At 44.7% G+C, this 20,227-nt stretch carries 10 protein-coding genes and 1 pseudogene; all 11 read left to right on the forward strand.

The annotated features are described in order from the left end of the window. Positions 1–20: 20 nt before the first annotated feature. Positions 21–2,066: a carboxy terminal-processing peptidase gene (gene prc / locus CEQ32_RS03180; RefSeq protein WP_192959147.1), complete on the forward strand. Its 2,046-nt coding sequence runs from the start codon at positions 21–23 to the stop codon at positions 2,064–2,066. 83 nt (positions 2,067–2,149) lie between these two features. After that, a complete protein-coding gene (gene pepN, locus CEQ32_RS03185; protein ID WP_037426469.1) occupies positions 2,150–4,711 on the forward strand; it encodes an aminopeptidase N in 2,562 nt (853 codons plus the stop codon). A gap of 262 nt (positions 4,712–4,973) precedes the next feature. Beyond that, positions 4,974–5,189: a DUF2835 domain-containing protein gene (locus CEQ32_RS03190; RefSeq protein WP_037419300.1), complete on the forward strand. Its 216-nt coding sequence runs from the start codon at positions 4,974–4,976 to the stop codon at positions 5,187–5,189. A 338-nt stretch (positions 5,190–5,527) separates the two neighbouring features. Then, positions 5,528–7,570 (forward strand): DUF1302 domain-containing protein, encoded by a 2,043-nt coding sequence (locus CEQ32_RS03195; protein ID WP_037426466.1) that lies wholly within the window; start codon positions 5,528–5,530, stop codon positions 7,568–7,570. Positions 7,571–7,582: 12 nt separating this feature from the next. Then, on the forward strand, positions 7,583–8,947 hold the full coding sequence (locus CEQ32_RS03200) for a DUF1329 domain-containing protein (protein WP_037419306.1): 1,365 nt from the start codon (positions 7,583–7,585) through the stop codon (positions 8,945–8,947). Between the two features lie 54 nt (positions 8,948–9,001). Next, positions 9,002–10,012, forward strand: a complete 1,011-nt coding sequence (locus tag CEQ32_RS03205) for a WD40/YVTN/BNR-like repeat-containing protein (protein WP_037426463.1) — start codon at positions 9,002–9,004, stop codon at positions 10,010–10,012. A 31-nt stretch (positions 10,013–10,043) separates the two neighbouring features. Continuing rightward, on the forward strand, positions 10,044–12,362 hold the full coding sequence (locus tag CEQ32_RS03210; protein ID WP_055648420.1) for an efflux RND transporter permease subunit: 2,319 nt from the start codon (positions 10,044–10,046) through the stop codon (positions 12,360–12,362). Between the two features lie 265 nt (positions 12,363–12,627). Beyond that, positions 12,628–17,472, forward strand: a complete 4,845-nt coding sequence (locus CEQ32_RS03215; RefSeq protein WP_037419313.1) for an NAD-glutamate dehydrogenase — start codon at positions 12,628–12,630, stop codon at positions 17,470–17,472. A gap of 62 nt (positions 17,473–17,534) precedes the next feature. Beyond that, positions 17,535–18,554: a quinone-dependent dihydroorotate dehydrogenase gene (gene pyrD / locus CEQ32_RS03220; protein ID WP_037419316.1), complete on the forward strand. Its 1,020-nt coding sequence runs from the start codon at positions 17,535–17,537 to the stop codon at positions 18,552–18,554. A 200-nt stretch (positions 18,555–18,754) separates the two neighbouring features. Next, positions 18,755–19,288 (forward strand): cell division protein ZapC, encoded by a 534-nt coding sequence (locus CEQ32_RS03225; protein WP_037419319.1) that lies wholly within the window; start codon positions 18,755–18,757, stop codon positions 19,286–19,288. 214 nt (positions 19,289–19,502) lie between these two features. Further along, a pseudogene (gene rhlP / locus CEQ32_RS03230) lies at positions 19,503–20,216 on the forward strand (rhombotarget lipoprotein); the annotation flags it as partial. Positions 20,217–20,227: the final 11 nt, after the last annotated feature.

Genomic DNA, 20,227 nt, shown 5'->3' on the forward strand with positions numbered 1-20,227 from the left:
TCTAACGGAGTAACTTGTTGATGCGAAAACTCATTTTGGCTACATCCATCGCCACTGTTTTTGTCGGATTCTCGGCTTGGGCTGTGCCTCCTACGATTCAAATCAGCGAGTTACCCACTCTCAAGCAGGAAGCGCAGCATAAAGTGGCCAGTAAACGAGTGACAGATTTATACACTCGTTCGCATTACCATCGATTTGCGCTCGATGACGCGTTTTCTGCGCAGATTTTTGACCGCTATTTACAGCAACTTGATTACCGTCGCAATGTGCTGACCCAAGCCGATGTCGACAGTTTTAAGCCTTATATCAATCAGTTTGACGATATGCTGAGTTCAGGTGAACTCGACCCTGCCTACAAAATGTTTGATTTGGTTCAAAAACGTCGCTACGAAGGCTTTGTGTACGCGCTTTCTCTGCTCGATAAAGAAATGGATTTTACCGTTCCTGGTGATGCCTACGAGTACGATAGGGAAGATGTCGCTTGGCCAAAAGATCAAGCTGAAATCAATGAGCTTTGGCGTCAGCGAGTGAAATACGATGCGTTGAATCTCAAGCTTACTGGCAAAAAATGGCCTGAAATTGTTGAGATTCTGCAAAAACGTTATAACAACGCCATCAAACGTTTGACTCAGACCAATAGTGAAGATGTGTTCCAAGCGGTGATGAATGCATTTTCTCGCAGCATTGAGCCGCACACTAGCTATTTATCCCCCCGTAATGCTGAGCGTTTCCAAATGGAAATGAACTTGAGCCTAGAGGGTATTGGCGCGCAGTTACAGCTCGAAGATGATTACACTGTGATTAAGAGTTTAATCGCAGGTGGTCCTGCCGCTGGCAGTGAAAAACTGTCACCAGAAGATAAGATTGTTGGTGTTGGCCAAGAGGGTGGCGAGATCGTTGATGTTATCGGCTGGCGTTTAGACGATGTCGTTGAGCTCATCAAAGGTCCTAAGGGCAGTAAAGTCGTTTTGCAGATTTTACCGAAGAAAGGTGGCTCAAATGCTAAGCCGTTTAACGTCACTTTAGTACGTGACAAGATTCGCTTAGAAGACCGTGCCGCGACTTCTAAAATCATCGAACCTAAAGACGGTGAATACGCCAATCGTAAAGTCGGAGTTATCCAAATTCCTGGATTCTATATGAATTTATCCCAGGATGTGGAAAAGGAACTCGTTAAACTCAACGAAGCAAAAGTCGAAGGTGTCGTTATCGATTTACGTGGTAATGGCGGCGGTGCATTAACCGAAGCCGTGTTACTGACCGGACTCTTTATTGACATGGGCCCTGTGGTGCAAATCCGTGACGCCGATGGCCGTGTGTCAGCTCACCGCGATAACGATGGCAAGACTACCTACGCAGGTCCGTTGACCGTGATGGTTGACCGTTACAGCGCATCAGCTTCTGAGATTTTTGCAGCAGCATTGCAGGATTATGATCGTGCATTGATTGTTGGTGAGTCCAGTTTCGGTAAAGGCACAGTGCAACAGCATAAGAGCCTAGGTCGGATCTACGATATGTACGAGAAGCCTATCGGCCATGTGCAATACACCATTCAGAAGTTTTATCGCATTAACGGTGGTAGTACACAACTCAAAGGTGTGACGCCGAATATTGCGTATCCAAGTGCGTTAGAGCCTGGTGAGTATGGTGAAGCTGAAGAGAAGAATGCTTTGCCTTGGGACAAAGTCCCGATGGCGCAATACGGTACGCTAAATGATATCACCCCTGAACTGGTGGCGAGTTTAGAGAAAAAGCACCTTGCCCGTATTCAAAACAGTGTTGAGTTTAACTATATCAATCAAGATATTGCTGACTTTAAAAAGCATCACAAAGAGAAAACGGTCTCCTTAGAGGAAAGTGAGCGTATTGCATCACGTGAAGCTGATGAGAAGAAAGTGCTCGATAGAACCAATGAGCGTCGCGTAGCCAATGGTTTAGCGCCAGTTAAATCGATGGAAGATATTAAAGATGATGTTGCTGCGCCAGATGCATTTTTAGATGAAACGGCTTATATCACTCTAGATATGGTGGATGCGAAAAAGCTAGCTAACGCTGGCACTAAATAGGCGGAAGTTACGTCTGTTTACCTTACCTTAAAACGCGCTTATGGCGCGTTTTTCTTATTTAAATCAGTGTTAAAGGGAACGAAATGACACAAGTTCAAGCAAAATACCTTAAAGACTACCAAGCTCCCCAGTTCACGATTGAATCCATCGACTTAGATGTTAATCTTAACGGTAAAAATACCGTTGTTAAGGCTATAAGCAAGGTTAAACGTAGCTCTTCCCACGCTAATCCTATAGTGCTTGATGGTGAAGGATTAACCTTAGTCAGCGTGGCGATTGATGGTCAACAGGTAGCGTATCAAGTTGGTGAAGGGCAGTTGACAATCGAAACGACCCTAAATGAGTTTGAGCTGACCATCATCACCCAACTGGATCCTGAAGCCAACTCAAGCCTCGAAGGGCTTTATATGTCTGACGGTGCCTATTGCACCCAGTGTGAAGCTGAAGGCTTTAGACGTATCACTTACTTCCTCGACCGTCCTGACGTATTGGCTAAATATACTGTGCGTATTGAAGCCGACAAGCTGGCGTTCCCGTTCCTGCTCAGTAACGGCAACTTGATTGACAAAGGTGATCTCGATGGCGGACGCCATTATGTACGTTGGCAGGACCCTTTCCCCAAGCCGGCCTACCTTTTTGCCCTCGTGGCAGGTGATTTTGATCTGTTGCAGGATGAGTTTATTACCCGCAGTCAGCGTAAAGTGGTGCTACAGGTTTTTGTTGATAAAGGGAATTTGCATAAGGCGCACCATGCTATGGCATCCCTTAAAAAGTCTATGGCTTGGGATGAGTCCCGTTTTGACCTTGAATATGATTTAGATATCTACATGATCGTTGCTGTCGACTTTTTCAATATGGGGGCGATGGAAAATAAAGGCTTAAATATCTTTAATACCAAATATGTCCTCGCCGATACTTTGACCGCCACTGATGAGGATTACCATGGTATTGAATCCGTAGTCGGCCATGAATATTTCCATAACTGGACGGGCAACCGTGTCACTTGCCGTGATTGGTTCCAATTAAGTCTCAAAGAAGGCTTAACAGTTTTTCGCGACCAAGAGTTTAGTTCGGATTTAGGTTCGCGCGCGGTAAATCGAATTCACGCCATTAAAGTCATTAAAAACCAGCAGTTCGCTGAAGACTCAGGCCCAATGGCACATCCAATTCGTCCAGAGTCCGTGATTGAGATGAATAACTTTTATACGGTGACAGTGTATAACAAGGGCGCCGAAGTTATTCGCATGATGCACACTTTGCTTGGTGAAGCCCGTTTCCAAGCGGGGATGAAGTTATACTTTAAACGCCACGATGGCCAAGCTGTGACCTGCGATGATTTTGTTGCGGCGATGGAAGATGCCAGTGGTATCGATTTAACCCAATTCCGCCTCTGGTATAGCCAAGCAGGTACGCCGGTAGTAACCGCAAGCGACAGTTTTGATGCTGCATCAGGGCGTTATCAGTTAACACTTAAACAGACTCTTACAGGCTGCACCTCGCCGCTGCATATTCCTTTTAGTCTGGAGCTGTTGGACGATAAGGGACTATCACTGGTCAACCAAGTGATCAGTTTTACTGACGCCGAACAAGTATTTACTTTTGAAGGACTCCGCCATAAACCTGTGGCGTCATTGCTGCAAGATTTCTCTGCGCCAGTTAAATTGCACTATCCCTTCGAAGTTGACCAACTTGTTCATTTGATGCGTTTTGCTTCGAGTGAAGTGGCGCGTTGGGAGGCATCCGTTACTCTCGTTAGCCAAGCAATTTGGCAAAATGTTGAACATTTACAGCAACATCAGACGATGACCTTAGATGGAAGAGTGAAGGATAGTTTTAAAGGGGCTTTACTCGATGAGAAACTCGATCAGGCATTAATGGCTGAGATTTTAGCGATTCCATCGGCTTCCGCTTTGATTGAGCAAACTGATACTGTTGACCTTGATGCGTTAGCGCTCGCGCGTGAATTTGTGCTCACAGAGCTTGCTGCTTACTGCGAAGATGAATTAACGGCACTTTATCGCTCATTGGTTAATTTGGATTGCACTAAAGCCCGCGCCCTTAAAAACCAATGTCTAAATTGGCTTAGCCGAGTTAGCAATGATGCCGAAACCTTTGTGGTAGAGCAGTTTGCTAAGGCTTGTAATATGACGGATTCGCTCGGCGCATTAACGGCAGCCAATGTTGGCTCTTTAACTTGCCGTGACCAGTTAATGGCTCAATTTGAGACGCGCTGGCGTGATACGCCGCTAGTGATGGATAAATGGTTTATGTTACAGGCGACTCATGATAGCGATGATGTGATTGATACATTACGTCAATTACAACAACACGCGAGTTTTAGCATGAGTAATCCCAATCGGGTGCGTTCGCTTATTGGTAGTTTTGCCTCTGGAAATATTTATCAATTCCACCGCGCCGATGGCAGAGGTTATGAGTTTTTAACTGAGTGCCTTATCAACTTAAATCAGCTTAACCCACAAGTTGCCGCCAGAATGGTGACACCGCTGATCCAATTCAGTAAATTCGATGAAACACGTCAGCGTAAGATTAAGGCCTGTTTAACGCGTTTATTAGACTTACCTGGACTCTCTAAGGATTTATTCGAAAAAGTGTCCAAAGCGTTAGCGAAGTCGTCATTAACCTGAGCTCGAGATAAGCAGAGCCGCTGAATAGGCTCTTTTCGAGCCTCTCTGCGTTGCTCTGTCTCACCATCGCTCGCTATGGCATACGACAGAGCGCCTTGATATGCGCACAAATCTGCGCATTCAGGCAGATAATAGATTTTTCGTTTCAAAATAATCATTTATAGCATTGAGTTAGTTTATTAAATTTAGGTTTTTCGACACTCGTTACCCCGAGTTCAGGTTAATTAGAGGAGGAGGGCAGCATTTTGCTGCCCTTATCAATATGGAATTGTATTTTAAGTTAACCCTTAGCTATCAAGATTTTTTACCTTACTATCAAGGGCTGGCCGATAAAGTTGAAGTGCGTGAACGTCAAGGGCGGATCCTTTGGATTAGCGGGCGACATTTTAGGCGTTTTTTAACTGAAAATGGTATTCATGGGCAGTTTAAACTCGTGCTCGACGATAAAGGTCAATTTGTGTCATTGGAGCGGTTGTAGAAACAAATTGTTGATTTTATCTTAGAGTAATTACTTTAAACGGTCGACTAATTACAATTAATAAAACATGATAATTTCTTTGTGATTATGTTAATGAAATTTATGATTTTTTATCTTGCTTTGCCTCAGTATTCCAATCTTCTGCTTTACTAATTTAAATCCCATCTTTGTACTCGATGACATAAATGTGTCTACGTGCTTAATTCTTTAGAAAATTTTCTCTAACTGTGCCTTGCTCATGGGGATTAATTGCTGTAACAATGATGTTACCTGTGAGCTAACAAGATGTTGGTTGTAATTCCAAGAACAAAGAATCCAGCAGGGTACGGAGAGCTAAAATGAAAATTGTTAAAAAAAGTTTTAACAAGTCGGCGCTTGCTTTGGGGGTGGCGTCGGCATTGAGTTTGTTGATGATATCGAATGTTAATGCGGTTGCGTTCGATTGGGGGGAGGTACAAGGCACGTTTGACTCAACGTGGACTGCGGGTGCCAGTTGGCGTGTCGGTGAGCGCGATTGGGATGGACAAATTGGTAAAGTTAACCAGCCACAATTTGATTGGTCGAATTATACTGCGTTTGGCAATACTAAATACACATCTGCTGAGATTTGGGCACAGCCAGGTTCCTATTCAAGCAATAACGATTTAAGTAATTTGCTTTATTCTCAGGGTGATACTACTTCTGAGATCGTTAAAGGATTACATGAGCTGTCCCTGAAGTATGAGAACTATGGTCTGTTTGCTCGTGGCATGTATTTTTACGATCGTAAATTAAACGATGGTAACTATGACTTCAATGACCCGATAACAGGCAAAGAATTCGATCCTTGTGAGGATAATCGTGCTTCAGAAGTGCAATGTAAGGACATCCGTCTGTTAGATGCCTTTGTTTATGCGAATTTTGATTTAAATGACGGTGCCAACCCACTCTCTATCCGTTTAGGTAACCAAGTGGTTTCTTGGGGGGAAAGTACTCTTATCGCCCATGGTATTGGTGAGATTAACCCTGTTGATTTGAACATCCTTAATGCTCCCGGTGCTGAACTGAAAGAAGCCTTTAGACCTCAGGGCATGGTGTGGGCTTCTCTTGGGATCACAGAAAACTTATCGGTAGAAGCTTTCTATCAATATGATTGGGAACCTATTTGGGTGCCAACACCTGGTTCAATTTTTGCGACTAACGATTTTGCAGGCTTTGGTGGTTACAATCAAAACGCACAGTTAGGTTTTAACGCCAACCCTGATATCAACTTAGACTTTGTGATGCAGGAATATCAACGTCTAGCTGGGATGATTGCCAGTGGTCAGACAATTCCAACGCAACAGCTCGTCGCGATGGCATTAGCTTATCCTACTAAAGTCACTTTAGTGCAAGATGAACAAGAGCCAAGTAATGATGGCCAATATGGTGTCAAATTGGGGTATTACGCGCCTGAATTGGGCGATACCGAGTTTGGTTTCTATTTTATGAACTACCATAGCCGCCGTCCGCTGATCAGCGGTACAGCCGCCGATTTTAGCACCGGTGCTCTGTTATCTGACTTAGCGGTTCTGGGGCAAAATGCGGGTGATATCAACCGCGAATTACTGCTCAGTTTAAAGAGTTTCTCTAAAGCGCAAATTGTGTACCCTGAAGACATCAAGCTTTATGGCTTCAGTTTTAACACTTCACTAGGCGATACTTCAGTTGGTGCTGAAATTGCCCACCGTCAAGATGAACCACTGCAAATTGATGACGTAGAACTGCTGTTCGCAGGTATGCCTCAGCAGTTAGCAAATGCCGGTATTCGCCCCGATTTCGACGGTATTTCACAAATTGATGGAGTAAAGCCTGGTGATACCGTTGACGGCTTTATCCGCTTAGATACGACTCAGGCGCAAGTCACTTTCACTCACCTATTTGGTCCTACATTGGGCCTAGATAACCTGACGATGTTAGCTGAAGTTGGCGGGGTGTGGATCCATGATATGCCTGGGTTTGATGAATTGCGCTTAAATGGTCCGGGAACGGCGCGTTCTGGCGGTAATCCTGATATGCCAGGCATTATTCAAGCGTTGCATAACGGCCCTGAAACTAACCCATTCCCAACCGATTTCGCATGGGGATATCGCCTTGTAGCTAAAGCTGAGTTCAACAACTTGTTTGCGGGTGTAAACATGTCTCCACGGATGATTTTCTCGCACGATGTTGATGGTATTACACCAGATCCTATGTTCCTCTTCACAGAGGGACGCAAGTCAGTCGCTTTGGGTCTGAACTTTGAATACCAAAACCGTTGGGGGGCCGATCTGTCCTACAACAACTTCTTTGGTGGTGTAGGTACAACCAACGCGATGGCAGATCGTGATTATATTTCATTCAATATCAAGTATTCGATCTAAAGGACTATAACAATGAAGAAACTGTCGATATTGGCAAGTGCGGTCATTATGGCACTTGTAGCACCAGCAGCGATGGCTAAAGTATCCGAAGTCGAGGCCGCAAAACTGGGTAACGAATTAACCCCATTAGGTGCTGAAAAGGCTGGAAATGCTGATGGTTCTATCCCCGCATGGGATGGTGGTATTACTAAGCCTGTAGCGGGTTACACTAAGGGGATGCATCATCCTGATCCTTTTCCTGAAGATAAGATTGAATTTACCATTACCAATGCAAACAAAGCGCAATATAAAGATTTTTTGACCCCAGGTCAGATGAAATTATTTGAGCTTTATCCTGATACTTACAAGATGAATGTGTACAAGACTCGTCGTAGTGCTTCCGTACCGCAATTTGTCTACGATGCGACCAAAGCCAATGCGACCCGTGCCGAATTGGTGGCGCAAGGTAATGGTATTTCGGGTGCATCGATAGGTATTCCATTCCCTATTCCAGCTAACGGTTTAGAAGCCATTTGGAACCATATTCTACGCTTCCGTGGTGTGGATGTTGAAACCTCACGTAGCCAAGCGGCACCGACAGCTGATGGTAGTTTCACCTTAGTGGAAACTGCCGAGGAAATCCGTTTCGAATATTCTCGTCCTGAGATTACTTTAGATCAGTTAAAAGCGAGCAACACCTTGTTTTATTTTAAACAAGTAGTGACTCAACCTGCACGTTTAGCGGGTACTGCGCTGCTAGTTAAAGAAACCATGGATCAAGAAGCTTTACCGCGCCAGGCATGGACCTATAACACAGGCCAGCGTCGCGTGCGTAAGGCACCCAACGTTGCCTTTGATACACCGGGTACCGTATCCGATGGTCTGCGCACCACTGACGATTTCGACATGTTTAACGGCTCACCCGTGCGCTACAACTGGGAGCTTGTGGGCAAGAAAGAAATCTATATTCCTTACAATGACTACAAATTGCATTCAGATAAGTTGAAATATGACCAAATTTTAAAACCCGGTCATATCAATCCTGAGTTCGTCCGTTGGGAAAAACACCGCGTGTGGGAAGTTAAGGCGACACTGAAAGACGGTATGCGCCATATCTATAAAACCCGCGTGATGTATCTTGATGAAGACTCTTGGCAGGTATCGATTGCCGATCTGTATGACAACCGTAATGAACTTTATCGTGTGGCGGTTGCCCATGGTTTGAACTATTACGAAGTGCCTACCCAGTGGGATACCTTAGAAGTGTTCCATGATTTGCAGTCCCGTCGTTACTTAGCTATGGGCTTAGACAACCAGAGCGGTATGTATAATTTCGATGCCAAACTGAGTGAAGCGAACTTCACCCCAGATGCGCTGCGTCGCGAAGGTATTCGTTAATCAGCCACGGTAAAAGGGGCGCTAAGCGCCCCTCATTAGTTTAAGGAAGTTTGTATGTCGTTTCGCATCCTTCAATGTGTCGCTGCGATAAGTGTTGGTTGTTTATTTTCTTCCCCGTTGTTTTCTGCTGTGCCAGAGCGTTTTCCACAAATCCAGCCGTTGGCCGCATCTTCTTTAGTGCTCGATATTGCACACGCTGGACAGCATTTGGTTGCCGTGGGTGAGCGTGGTCATGTGTTAGTGTTAAATGACAAATGGCAACAAGTTCCGACGCCAACTTCGGTTCAGTTAACAAAGGTTTTCTTTTTAAATGAAAAACTCGGTTGGGCTGTTGGTCACGATGCCACCATTTTGCACACTCAAGATGGCGGCCAAACGTGGTCGTTACAAATGCAGTCAACTGAAATTGAAAAGCCTTTCCTTGATGTGTTGTTTTTAAATGAACAAGAGGGCATAGCGATTGGTGCTTACGGGCTTTTTTATCGCACCCGTGATGGTGGCGCAAATTGGGCTGAAGAATTCCATGAAGAGTTACTGGCCGAAGAAGACGTATCCTATTTATCGGAGTTAAAAAATAGCGACCAAGACGCTTATCTGACCGAGCGCGCTTCATTATTGCCACATTTTAATCGGATGATTGAGCTTAATGATGGCCGCTTATTATTAGTCGGAGAGCTTGGTTTAGTGGCGGTGTCGGCTGATAAAGGCCAAACCTTTACCCGCACAGGGTTTGATTACGATGGCTCTATGTTCAATGCTATCCAATTGCAGGATTCAGTCTACGTAATGGGGCTTAGGGGGCATGTTTTTAAGGCGGATTTGAGTCTTGGCCAATGGGATGAGATTGAGATGCCAGTTAAATCATCCATCAACGGCGCCATGGTTAGCTCGGACACTAGCCTTTATCTAGTGGGAAATGCTGGCGTGGTTATCCAGTTAAATAAGGATGATAGTTCGAGTATTGTCACTCGTCGCCAAGGGGAAAACTTAGTTTCAATTGCCAAAGATAACCAAGGGAATGTGTGGTTATCGGGTAGCCAAGGGCTACTCACTCTGAAGCCATAAATTATAAAACAACAATAACAGGGCCGATAAGATGTTAGAAAAACTGGTCAACGGATTTGAGTCATTTTTATTCCGCAACCGTGCTTGGGTGGTGAGCATTTTTATTTTGCTGACGTTTTTTTTGGGCTACCAGGCAAGCCAATTAAAAATGGATGCGGCATTCATTAAAAATATTCCGCTCAATCATAGCTATATGCAAACCTACCTCAAACACCAAAAAGATTTTGGTGGCGCCAATAGCATTATGGTGGCGGTGGAAGACACCAGCGGCAATATTTTTAACCCTAACTTTTTTGATACCCTTAAAAATGTCCATGATCAGCTATTTTTTATTCCAGGTGTTGACCGCTCGCAGGTGAAATCCTTGTTTTCACCTTCGACTCGTTTTACTGAGGTTGTCGAAGATGGTTTTGCTGGCGGCCCTGTGATCCCCGCCGATTTTACGACCACTGAAGCGGGTTTAAATACGGTGCGCGATAACATCGAAAAAGCAGGCATTGTGGGACGTTTGATTGCCAATGATTACAGTGCTGCTATGGTGTCGGCCCAGTTGATGGACTTTGATCCACAAACGGGTAAACCCTTAGATACCATTGCCTTTGCCGCTCAGTTGGAGAAGGAACTTCGCGGTAAGTATGAAACCGACAAGGTGAAAATCCATATCATTGGTTTTGCCAAGATGGCGGGTGACGTGGCCGATGGTGCCAAAGGCGTATTGCTGTTCTTCGTGATTGCCATTTTTATCACCGCTGTAATGGTCTATCTGTTTTCTAAATCGATTATTCTGACAATATTCCCTCTCGTCTGTAGCTTAACTGCGGTGATCTGGCAGCTTGGTTTATTAACGGTAATTGGTTTCGGTCTCGATCCGATGTCGATTCTGGTGCCATTTCTGGTGTTTGCGATTGGTGTTAGTCACGGTGTACAGATTATTAACGCGGTAAGACGTCGGGTGATGGATGGACAAACGACCAAGGCGGCCTCGGCTTCGGCGTTTCGTAGCTTACTCGTCCCCGGTGGCGTAGCATTACTGTCTGATACAGTGGGTTTTATTACGTTACTCTCTATTGATATTGGTATTATTAGAGAGCTAGCGATTTCGGCATCCTTAGGTGTCGGTGTGATTATTTTCACTAACCTTATCCTGTTACCGCTGGTGATTTCCTTTACTGAGCTCAAAGTTGCGCCACAAGGTGCTGCGCCATCATCGGATGAAGTGCGTGCCGAGGCGATTTGGCGCTACCTAGCAAAATTTGCTACGCCTAAATATGCGATGGTAGTGATAGTGGCAACGATAGCCTTGTATTTTTTGGGGCTGCAACAGGCAAACCAGATGAAAATTGGTGATCTACAAGGCGGCGCGCCTGCTCTGCACCAAGATTCACGTTATAACCTAGATACTTTCTTTATTACCGACCACTTCTCTATCACCACGGATGTAATGACTGTGATAGTTGAAGCTACTCCAGAAGCTTGTACCTATCACGATGTATTGACCCAGATTGATGAGTTTGAGTGGTTGGTACGTAATACTCCTGGCGTTGAGTCAACCGTTAGCTTGGCATCCGTGGCGAAAAAGGTAAACGCAGGTTTTAACGAAGGCAATCCAAGATGGGAAGTGTTGCCGCGTACAACGGCGAGTTTAGTGCAGGCGATTGGTCAAATTCCTACGACGTCAGGGTTGTTAAATGGTGATTGCTCGGTGATGCCAGTGTATTTATTTATGCAGGATCATAAAGCAGAAACCATTGAGACTGTGGTTGCCAAGGTGAAAGCGGTCGCGGCCAAAATGAATAATGATAAGCTGCAATTTAAGCTAGCCTCTGGCCCAGTGGGAGTGATGGCCGCAACCAATGAAGCCGTTGCTGAAGCCCAATTACCTATGATGATCTATGTGTATGGCGCAGTATTTGTACTTTGCCTTATCAGCTTTAAGTCATTTAAGGCAACGGTAGCGGTGATTATTCCACTTTATGTAGTCTCAACACTGGCGCAAGCGTTGATGACTCAGCTCAATATTGGCTTAGCTGTTAGTACCTTACCCGTTATCGCCCTTGGTGTAGGCATCGGGGTCGACTATGGTATCTATATCCTGTCGACCATGTCGTCCAAGTTGTCGAATGGGATGCCAGTTCAACAAGCCTACTATGAAGCCTTAGTCGAGCGGGGCAGTGCAGTGATATTCACCGGCTTAACCTTGGCGATTGGGGTAAGCACTTGGTTTTTCTCGGCGCTAAAGTTCCAAATGGATATGGGGATCCTGCTTACTTTCATGTTTGTGGTAAATATGTTGGGGGCAATAATTATCTTGCCAGCGTTGTCGGCAGTGTTTTGGCGACAAGCTAAGTAGTATCAATGAATGGGGAGTTTAACTCCCCATTTTCTTTTGCATAGATAGTCTGTTTTTACGATTGTTTGGTCATTTTGTGTGCTTTAATCGCGTGGCGACTGGATTTCAAGAGGATGTACCACTAAAATTTTCCTCGAAATACAGAGGATTTAGTAATAAACTTCGCGCGACGATCTAGATCACACTCGCTTTTCTCAGATTGTTAAGCCGAAGCATCCAAATAATGAAAAAAAGCGCTGCCATAGACGCTTAAGGAAACAGCAACATGGCCTTGAAAGATGCAATGCCTTCAGTACTACTTGAAAATGTAGTCAGTTTAATTCACGCTAAAGTCCCTAATTCACAAGCCAAGCAAGTTGAACAGTTCGCGACCTGCCTTTATGCCCACATGTCGAAAGACGACCTCAATGCGCGTAATGACAGCGATCTGTACGGTGCCGTTCTCAGTTTATGGAATGCACTGAATAAAACCCCGAAAGGGGAAACTCACCTCAGAGTATTCAACCCAAGTCAGTCTAAACACGGCTGGCAATCGACCCATTCGATCATTGAAGTCATCCAACCTGATATGCCATTCTTGGTTGATTCTGTTGGTATGGCATTGAATCGCATGGGTATTACGGCCCATATGATGTTACACACTCCGCTGGCGATTGAGCGTTCAGCGCAAGAAGTCACTAAAGTAACTTACTTGAAGCAAAGCCCTGACAGCACTGAGCAGGTCGCGGTTTTCCTGATTGAAATCGATCGTCAAAACAGTAGCGCGGATATCAAAGCCCTTGAGCGTGAAATCCAATCAGTGCTTGGCGATGTCGCCGCATCAGTTAATGACTGGGAAGCCATGTCAGCCAAGCTGAGTGAGACTATTAAAGACCTGCCTAAGCGTCCATTCCCCGGTGAGAAGCAAGAGTTAGAAGAAGCGATTAACTTCCTAACTTATCTTAATAATCATCATTTTACCTTACTGGGCTACCGTCAATACGATTTAAAACGTGTTGAAGGGGATGTTGAGTTGGTGCCGAATATGGCCTCGAGTTTAGGCTTAATGAACAAACACCATAAGGCTCAACCAGAGCAAGGTTTGTTGCTATCAAGCTTCTCTGATAGTGCGCGTAAAGAAGCCTTAGATCACAGTTTGTTGATCCTGACTAAGAGCAGCGCCAAGAGCCGTGTGCACCGTCCAGCCTATGTTGACTATATCGGTATCAAACGCTTCGACAAAAAAGGCAATGTGGTTGGTGAAGACAGATTCATCGGTTTATACGCTTCAAACGTGTATAACCGCAGCCCACGTGAGATCCCGCTGCTGAACGAAAAAGTTCAACGTGTATTAGATCGCTCAGGTTTAACGCCACGTTCTCACGATTACAAAGCCCTACTGAACATTCTCGAAAACTTACCGCGCGATGAGCTAATTCAAGCCAATGTGGAAGATTTAGCACACACAGCGCACGGTGTGCTCGAGATGCAAGACAGGGATAAACTGAAACTCTTTGTTCGTAAAGATGGTTTCGGGCGTTTCTTATCCTGTTTAGTGTATGTTTCTAAAGATCGTTACAACACTAAACTTCGCCAAGATACCCAGCGTATTCTGGCCCAGCATTTCAACAGCAAAGAAGATGTAGAGTTTACGACATATTTCTCCGAGTCAACCCTGGCCCGTACTCACTACATTGTCAAAGTTGATAACAATAATATGGATGTAGATGTGGCTGCCATAGAGAACAATTTAATTGAAGCGGCACGTTCTTGGGAAGATAAGTTAAATACTGCGCTAAATAACGCCTTAGGTGAAGAAGCCGGTACTCATCTGATGAAGCGTTACGCTAACGCCTTCGAACAAAGCTATAAAGAAGATGTATTGCCAAGCTCGGCCGTTGTGGATATGCAACAGCTTGAAGCGCTAGATGACGAACACAAATTAGGCATGTTGTTCTATCAACCGCAGGAAGCTGCGCTGAACGACAACAAAGTGCGTTTAAAACTGTTCCATAAAGATGAACCAATCCATCTTTCTGACGTACTGCCAATGCTGGAAAACTTTGGTCTGCGCGTGATCAACGAGCGCCCTTATGAAGTGACGACCTCAGACGGTTCAACCTTCTGGATCTTAGACTTCTTAATGACGGTCAAAGTCGCCAATACTGACAATATCGCCGATAGCCAAGACAGATTCCAAACGGCACTGTCTCAAGTGTGGCAAAAGAAATTAGAAGATGACGGTTTTAACCGTATCATTCTGGCGTCAGGTTTAACGGGCCGTGAAGTATCCGTACTGCGTGCTTACGCTAAATACATGCGTCAAATCGATGCGACATTCAGCCAAGCCTATATTGAAGAAACCTTCGGTCGTTATCCACAAATCGCTGATTTGTTGGTAAAAATGTTTATCCGTAAGTTCAATCCAAAACTGAAAACCCGCACATTGGGCAAGTTTATGGAGCAGATCAACCTACGTTTAGACGAAGTATCAAGCTTAGATGATGACCGTATTATCCGTCGTTACCTCGATCTGATTAACGCTACGCTGCGGACAAACTTCTATCAATTAGATGCTAAGGGTGAACCGAAGAGCTATATCTCCTTCAAGTTTATGCCTTCGATGATCCCTGAAATGCCACGCCCACTACCGAAATTCGAAATTTTCGTTTATTCGCCACGGGTTGAAGGTGTGCATTTACGTGGTGGTAAAGTGGCTCGTGGTGGTTTGCGTTGGTCTGACCGTCGTGAAGACTTCCGTACCGAAGTGCTTGGCTTAGTGAAAGCACAGCAAGTGAAAAACACCGTTATTGTCCCTGTAGGGGCAAAAGGTGGTTTCGTTTGTAAGCAGCTGCCAACTGAAGGGGGCCGTGAGGCGTTCTTCACTGAAGGCCAAGAGTGCTACCGCATCTTTATTCGTGCACTGCTCGATATTACTGACAACATCGTTAACGGTGAAATCGTACATCCAGTAGATGTGGTGCGTCATGATGAGGATGATCCATACCTCGTTGTGGCTGCGGATAAAGGCACTGCGACCTTCTCAGATATCGCTAACGCCATTTCCCAAGAATACAATTTCTGGTTAGGTGATGCGTTCGCATCGGGTGGTAGTAACGGTTACGACCATAAGAAAATGGGTATCACGGCTAAAGGTGGCTGGGAATCTGTTAAGCGCCATTTCCGCGAAGTGGGTATCGATTGCCAAACTACCGACTTTACCTGTTTAGGTATCGGCGATATGGCGGGTGACGTATTTGGTAACGGTATGTTGTTGTCTAAGCACACAAAACTTGTGGCCGCATTCAACCATATGCATATCTTTATCGATCCAAATCCGGATGCTGCTGCCAGTTATGAAGAGCGTGCCCGTTTGTTCGCACTGCCACGTTCAAGCTGGGAAGACTACAACAGCAAACTGATCTCTAAAGGCGGCGGCATCTTCCTGCGTTCATCTAAGTCGATTCCATTATCTGCTGAAATGAAACAAATGCTGGAAACTGAAAAGGCGTCGATGACACCAACCGAGTTGATGAAAGAGCTGCTGAAAATGCCAGTCGATCTGATTTGGAACGGTGGCATCGGTACTTACGTTAAGTCTTCCCGCGAAACCAATGCTGAAGTCGGCGACCGCGCTAACGATGCACTGCGCGTCAATGGTCGTGAACTGCGCGCCAAGATCGTGGGCGAGGGTGGTAACTTAGGTTGTACCCAATTAGGTCGTATTGAGTACGCGGCCAACGGCGGTCGTATCAACACTGACTTCGTGGATAACGTAGGTGGTGTAGATTGTTCTGACAACGAAGTAAACATCAAGATTCTGTTAAACGCGTTAGTGGCAGAGGGTGAATTGACACTCAAGCAACGTAACCGTTTACTGGAAGAGATGACCGAAGAAGTGGGTCAAATTGTTCTACAAGACTGTAAAGACCAAACTCGCACGATTTCGGTGACTCAAGTCCGTGGTGCAGAACAACTAAAAGAGCAAATTCGCTTTATCCAGTATCTGGAGAAAGAAGGCAAGTTAGACCGTGCGTTAGAATTCTTACCTTCGGAAGAAGAACTCGCAGAACGTCTAGCTAATGGCCGTGCATTAACGCGTCCAGAGCTATCAGTGCTGGTGGCTTACGCTAAGATGGTACTGAAAGAGCAGTTACTCACCCCTGAAATCACTGAAGATACATTGTTGAGCCAATTGTTGATTGCATACTTCCCGAAAAAACTTCAGGAACTGTACAGTCATAAAATGGTTACGCACCCATTGCGCGGTGAAATCATTGCTACATCGCTGGCCAACGAGTTGGTCAACGACATGGGGCTTAACTTTGTTCAACGTATGCAAGATGAGACAGGTGCCTCAGTTGCCGATGCGGCGATTTGTTACACTATGGCTCGCGAAGTCTTTGGTTTAGCTGAACTAACTAAATCAATCACTGACTTAAACGGTATTGTACCTGCTGTGGTTCAAGGTGAAATGTTGCACCAGTTACGTCGTAATATGCGTCGTGCATGCCGCTGGTTCCTGCGTCACCGTAACCGTAGTTGGAGCATTGAGCAAACTGTTGCTTTCTTCAAACCTGTATTTGAACAACTCAAAGCGAATGTTCATTCATACTTAGTCGAAGAAGAAGCGGCAGGTATCCAAGCTGAGATCAATGCTCTGATTAAAGAGAATGTGCCTCAGGATGTTGCCTCTACCGTTGCTAATATGAGCACACTGTTCTCTACACTTGATATTGCGCAAATTGCGCAGACAGAAGAGAAGACAGTTGCGCTTGTTGCCGAGACTTATTTCAAACTCGGTGCCCGTGTTGAGCTGCACTGGTTCCTAGAACAGATCAGTGCGCAACCAGTTACTAACCATTGGCAAGCACTGGCCCGTGCAGCCTTTAGGGAAGAGCTGGATTGGCAGCAACGTGCGTTGACGTCAGTGGTTTTAAGAACGTGCAGTGCAACCTGTAACGCACAGAGCGTGATTTCCCAGTGGATTGATACTAATCAAGCCTTACTGGAAAGATGGTTCCATATGCTAGCTGACTTTAAAACGTCGCAAAGCCATGAGTTTGCTAAGTTCTCTGTCGCCCTACGTGAACTTAACCTTCTGATCCTTCACTGCGAAGGGCAAAAGTAAACTTTTATAACAATCAGAAGCCCTGGCGATCGCCGGGGCTTTTTTTAGGTCGAGGAAAGTACATGTTTTATAAAATCGCACAGAAAGTCATGTTTCAGATGGATCCTGAGCGAGCGCATAATTTAGCCATTGGTAGCCTGAGACTGACAGGTAATAGCCCTCTGAATGCTTTTTATGCTCAGCATATTGCTCCTGCGCCAGTGAGTTTTATGGGGCTGACGTTTCCAAATCCTGTGGGTTTAGCCGCAGGTATGGATAAAGATGGTGAGTCGATCGATGCTTTTCATGCGATGGGATTTGGTCATGTGGAAGTGGGAACTGTTACTCCAAGACCACAACCCGGTAATGATTTACCCCGTTTATTTAGATTAAAACCCGCCAAGGCGATTATCAATCGCATGGGCTTTAATAACAAAGGTGTCGATAATCTGGTCAAAAATTTGATCGCAAAGAAAACCGATATCATGGTTGGGGTCAATATAGGTAAAAATAAAGACACGCCAGTAGAGCAGGGGAAAGACGATTATTTGATCTGCATGGATAAAGTTTATCCTTATGCCGCCTATATTGCGGTGAATATTTCATCACCCAATACGCCAGGATTACGATCGTTACAATATGGCGATCTATTAGATGAATTATTAAGCGCATTAAAAACCAAGCAACTTGAGCTAGCAGAGAAGCATAAAAAATATGTACCAATAGCCCTTAAAATTGCTCCCGATTTAACCACAGAAGAAATTGAAAATATTGCTCAAGCATTAATTAAAAATCAGTTTGACGGTGCAATTGCGACCAATACAACCTTAACTCGTGACGGTGTTAGCGGGCTTACCAATGCTAATGAAAGCGGTGGTTTAAGCGGTAAACCTTTAACAGAACTGTCAACAAAAGTGATTAAACAATTGGCGACTTCTTTACAGGGAAAACTCCCAATTATTGGTGTGGGCGGGATTAATAGTGCTGAAGATGCCTTAGCAAAATTTGATGCCGGTGCGACAATGGTTCAGATTTACTCTGGTTTTATTTATCAAGGTCCAAAGTTAATTAAAGAGATAGTTGAAGCTTATCGCTTAAAATAATGATCTTTAAATCTCACTAAGGATCTAAAACAAGATCTTTTATCATAACCGCGATCTAAAACGATCATCAGATCGCGGTTATGATCTCTAAATAGATCTTCTAAGTAATTGTTAATTAATTTGTATTTTATTATTTTTATTTTGATATTGCATAAAATATCTACTATGATGTGGCAGTGTTCAAATAGTAGGTAAACGTTATGTTATTATTGCCACAAAAGGATTGGCACTGGAAATATAACGATTCGTATGGTGTATTAGGCGTTTCGTTAGGTTCCGAGATAGAATTTCTGACGGCTTATAAAGCGAAATCATTAATTCCTGATGCCTTATCAAGCATGGAATTTAATATCGCGCACGCCAAATTCTATATGAGCTTACTCGACAAGTTGCCAAAAAACTTATCTCTAACCGATGCCGCAATAGTGCAAATTGCCCTTAATGCGACAGCGGCCCATTTTATGCTGACTCCCCAAATGCCTAAATCTTGGTTTTTTGATACCAGCGATGTATGCGTTTACAGTGATGTCGGTAAAGTCTTTGAGCTTAAATGCCAAAAACAACGTGCATTAGTGTTAGTCGTCGAAAACACCTTACAATCGGCGTTAGTGATGTTGCTATCACCTGAATGTGTGTTATCCGGTGCTAAAACTATGGTGCAGTTCGAAACTATTAAAGTAATGCATAATCGTTTACACCCACTTCGCGCACAGCGGCATGTGGTTGCAGCATAATCATTATGATTAGTTTGTGATGTTATTTATGTCGTTATCAAAGCCAAAGCCGCATTTCGATGCGGCTTGGTTGTTTCTAAGCCTCTAAAAAGCCAAACAAAAGCGCGATATGTGAAGTTAACGGCTTGTTTTTACAGCAGTGACTCGCTAAGGTAGCGGCAATATGCACGGGTTGCATGGGCCTGTGTGCAGTAAGGATACGGTAGGGAAACAGATGAAAACAAAATTCATTGCGCTTGTAGGCGCGCTGGCATCGATTAGCATCTTGCTTAGTGGTTGCAGTGCTTTTTTTAACGGTAACACCACCGAAAAAAACGTGGTTTCCAGCAGTCTGGTTGAATATCTCTATCCCGACGATAAACAGCGTGAGGCACAGCAGCCCAGTATTCCCGTGTTACGTCTTCCCATCACGGTCGGCATCGCCTTTTTACCTTCCACCCATTGGCAATCCGAAGCCCTCGATAGCAGCTCGCAAATCGCCTTGCTGGATAAAGTAAAACAGTCTTTTGTGAAATACGACTTTATTGACCGTATCGAATTAATTCCCAGCACTTACCTTAAAAATGGCAAAGGTTTTAGCACCTTGCAGCAGGTTGCCCGCTTACACGATGTCGATGTGATGGCACTGGTGTCTTACGATCAACTATTACAAAGCAGCGAGAATAAGGCTTCACTGCTGTATTGGACCATAGTCGGCATGTATATGGTGCCCGGCAATGAAAACGCGATCCAAACCTTTGTCGATACCGCTGTATTTGATATGCGTAGCCAAAAAATGCTGTTTAGGGCGCCCGGCATCAACCAACTTACTGACACGTCAACCGCGGTAAGCGTCACCAACGTGTTACGTGAAAAATCCGCCGAAGGCTTTGATCTAGCGGTAAACGATATGATGGCTTTGTTTCCTAAATCGATTCAGCGAACAAAGCCCCTCATAAT

It is taken from the genome of Shewanella sp. FDAARGOS_354 (assembly GCF_002209245.2).
Classification (GTDB): Bacteria; Pseudomonadota; Gammaproteobacteria; order Enterobacterales; family Shewanellaceae; genus Shewanella; species Shewanella xiamenensis.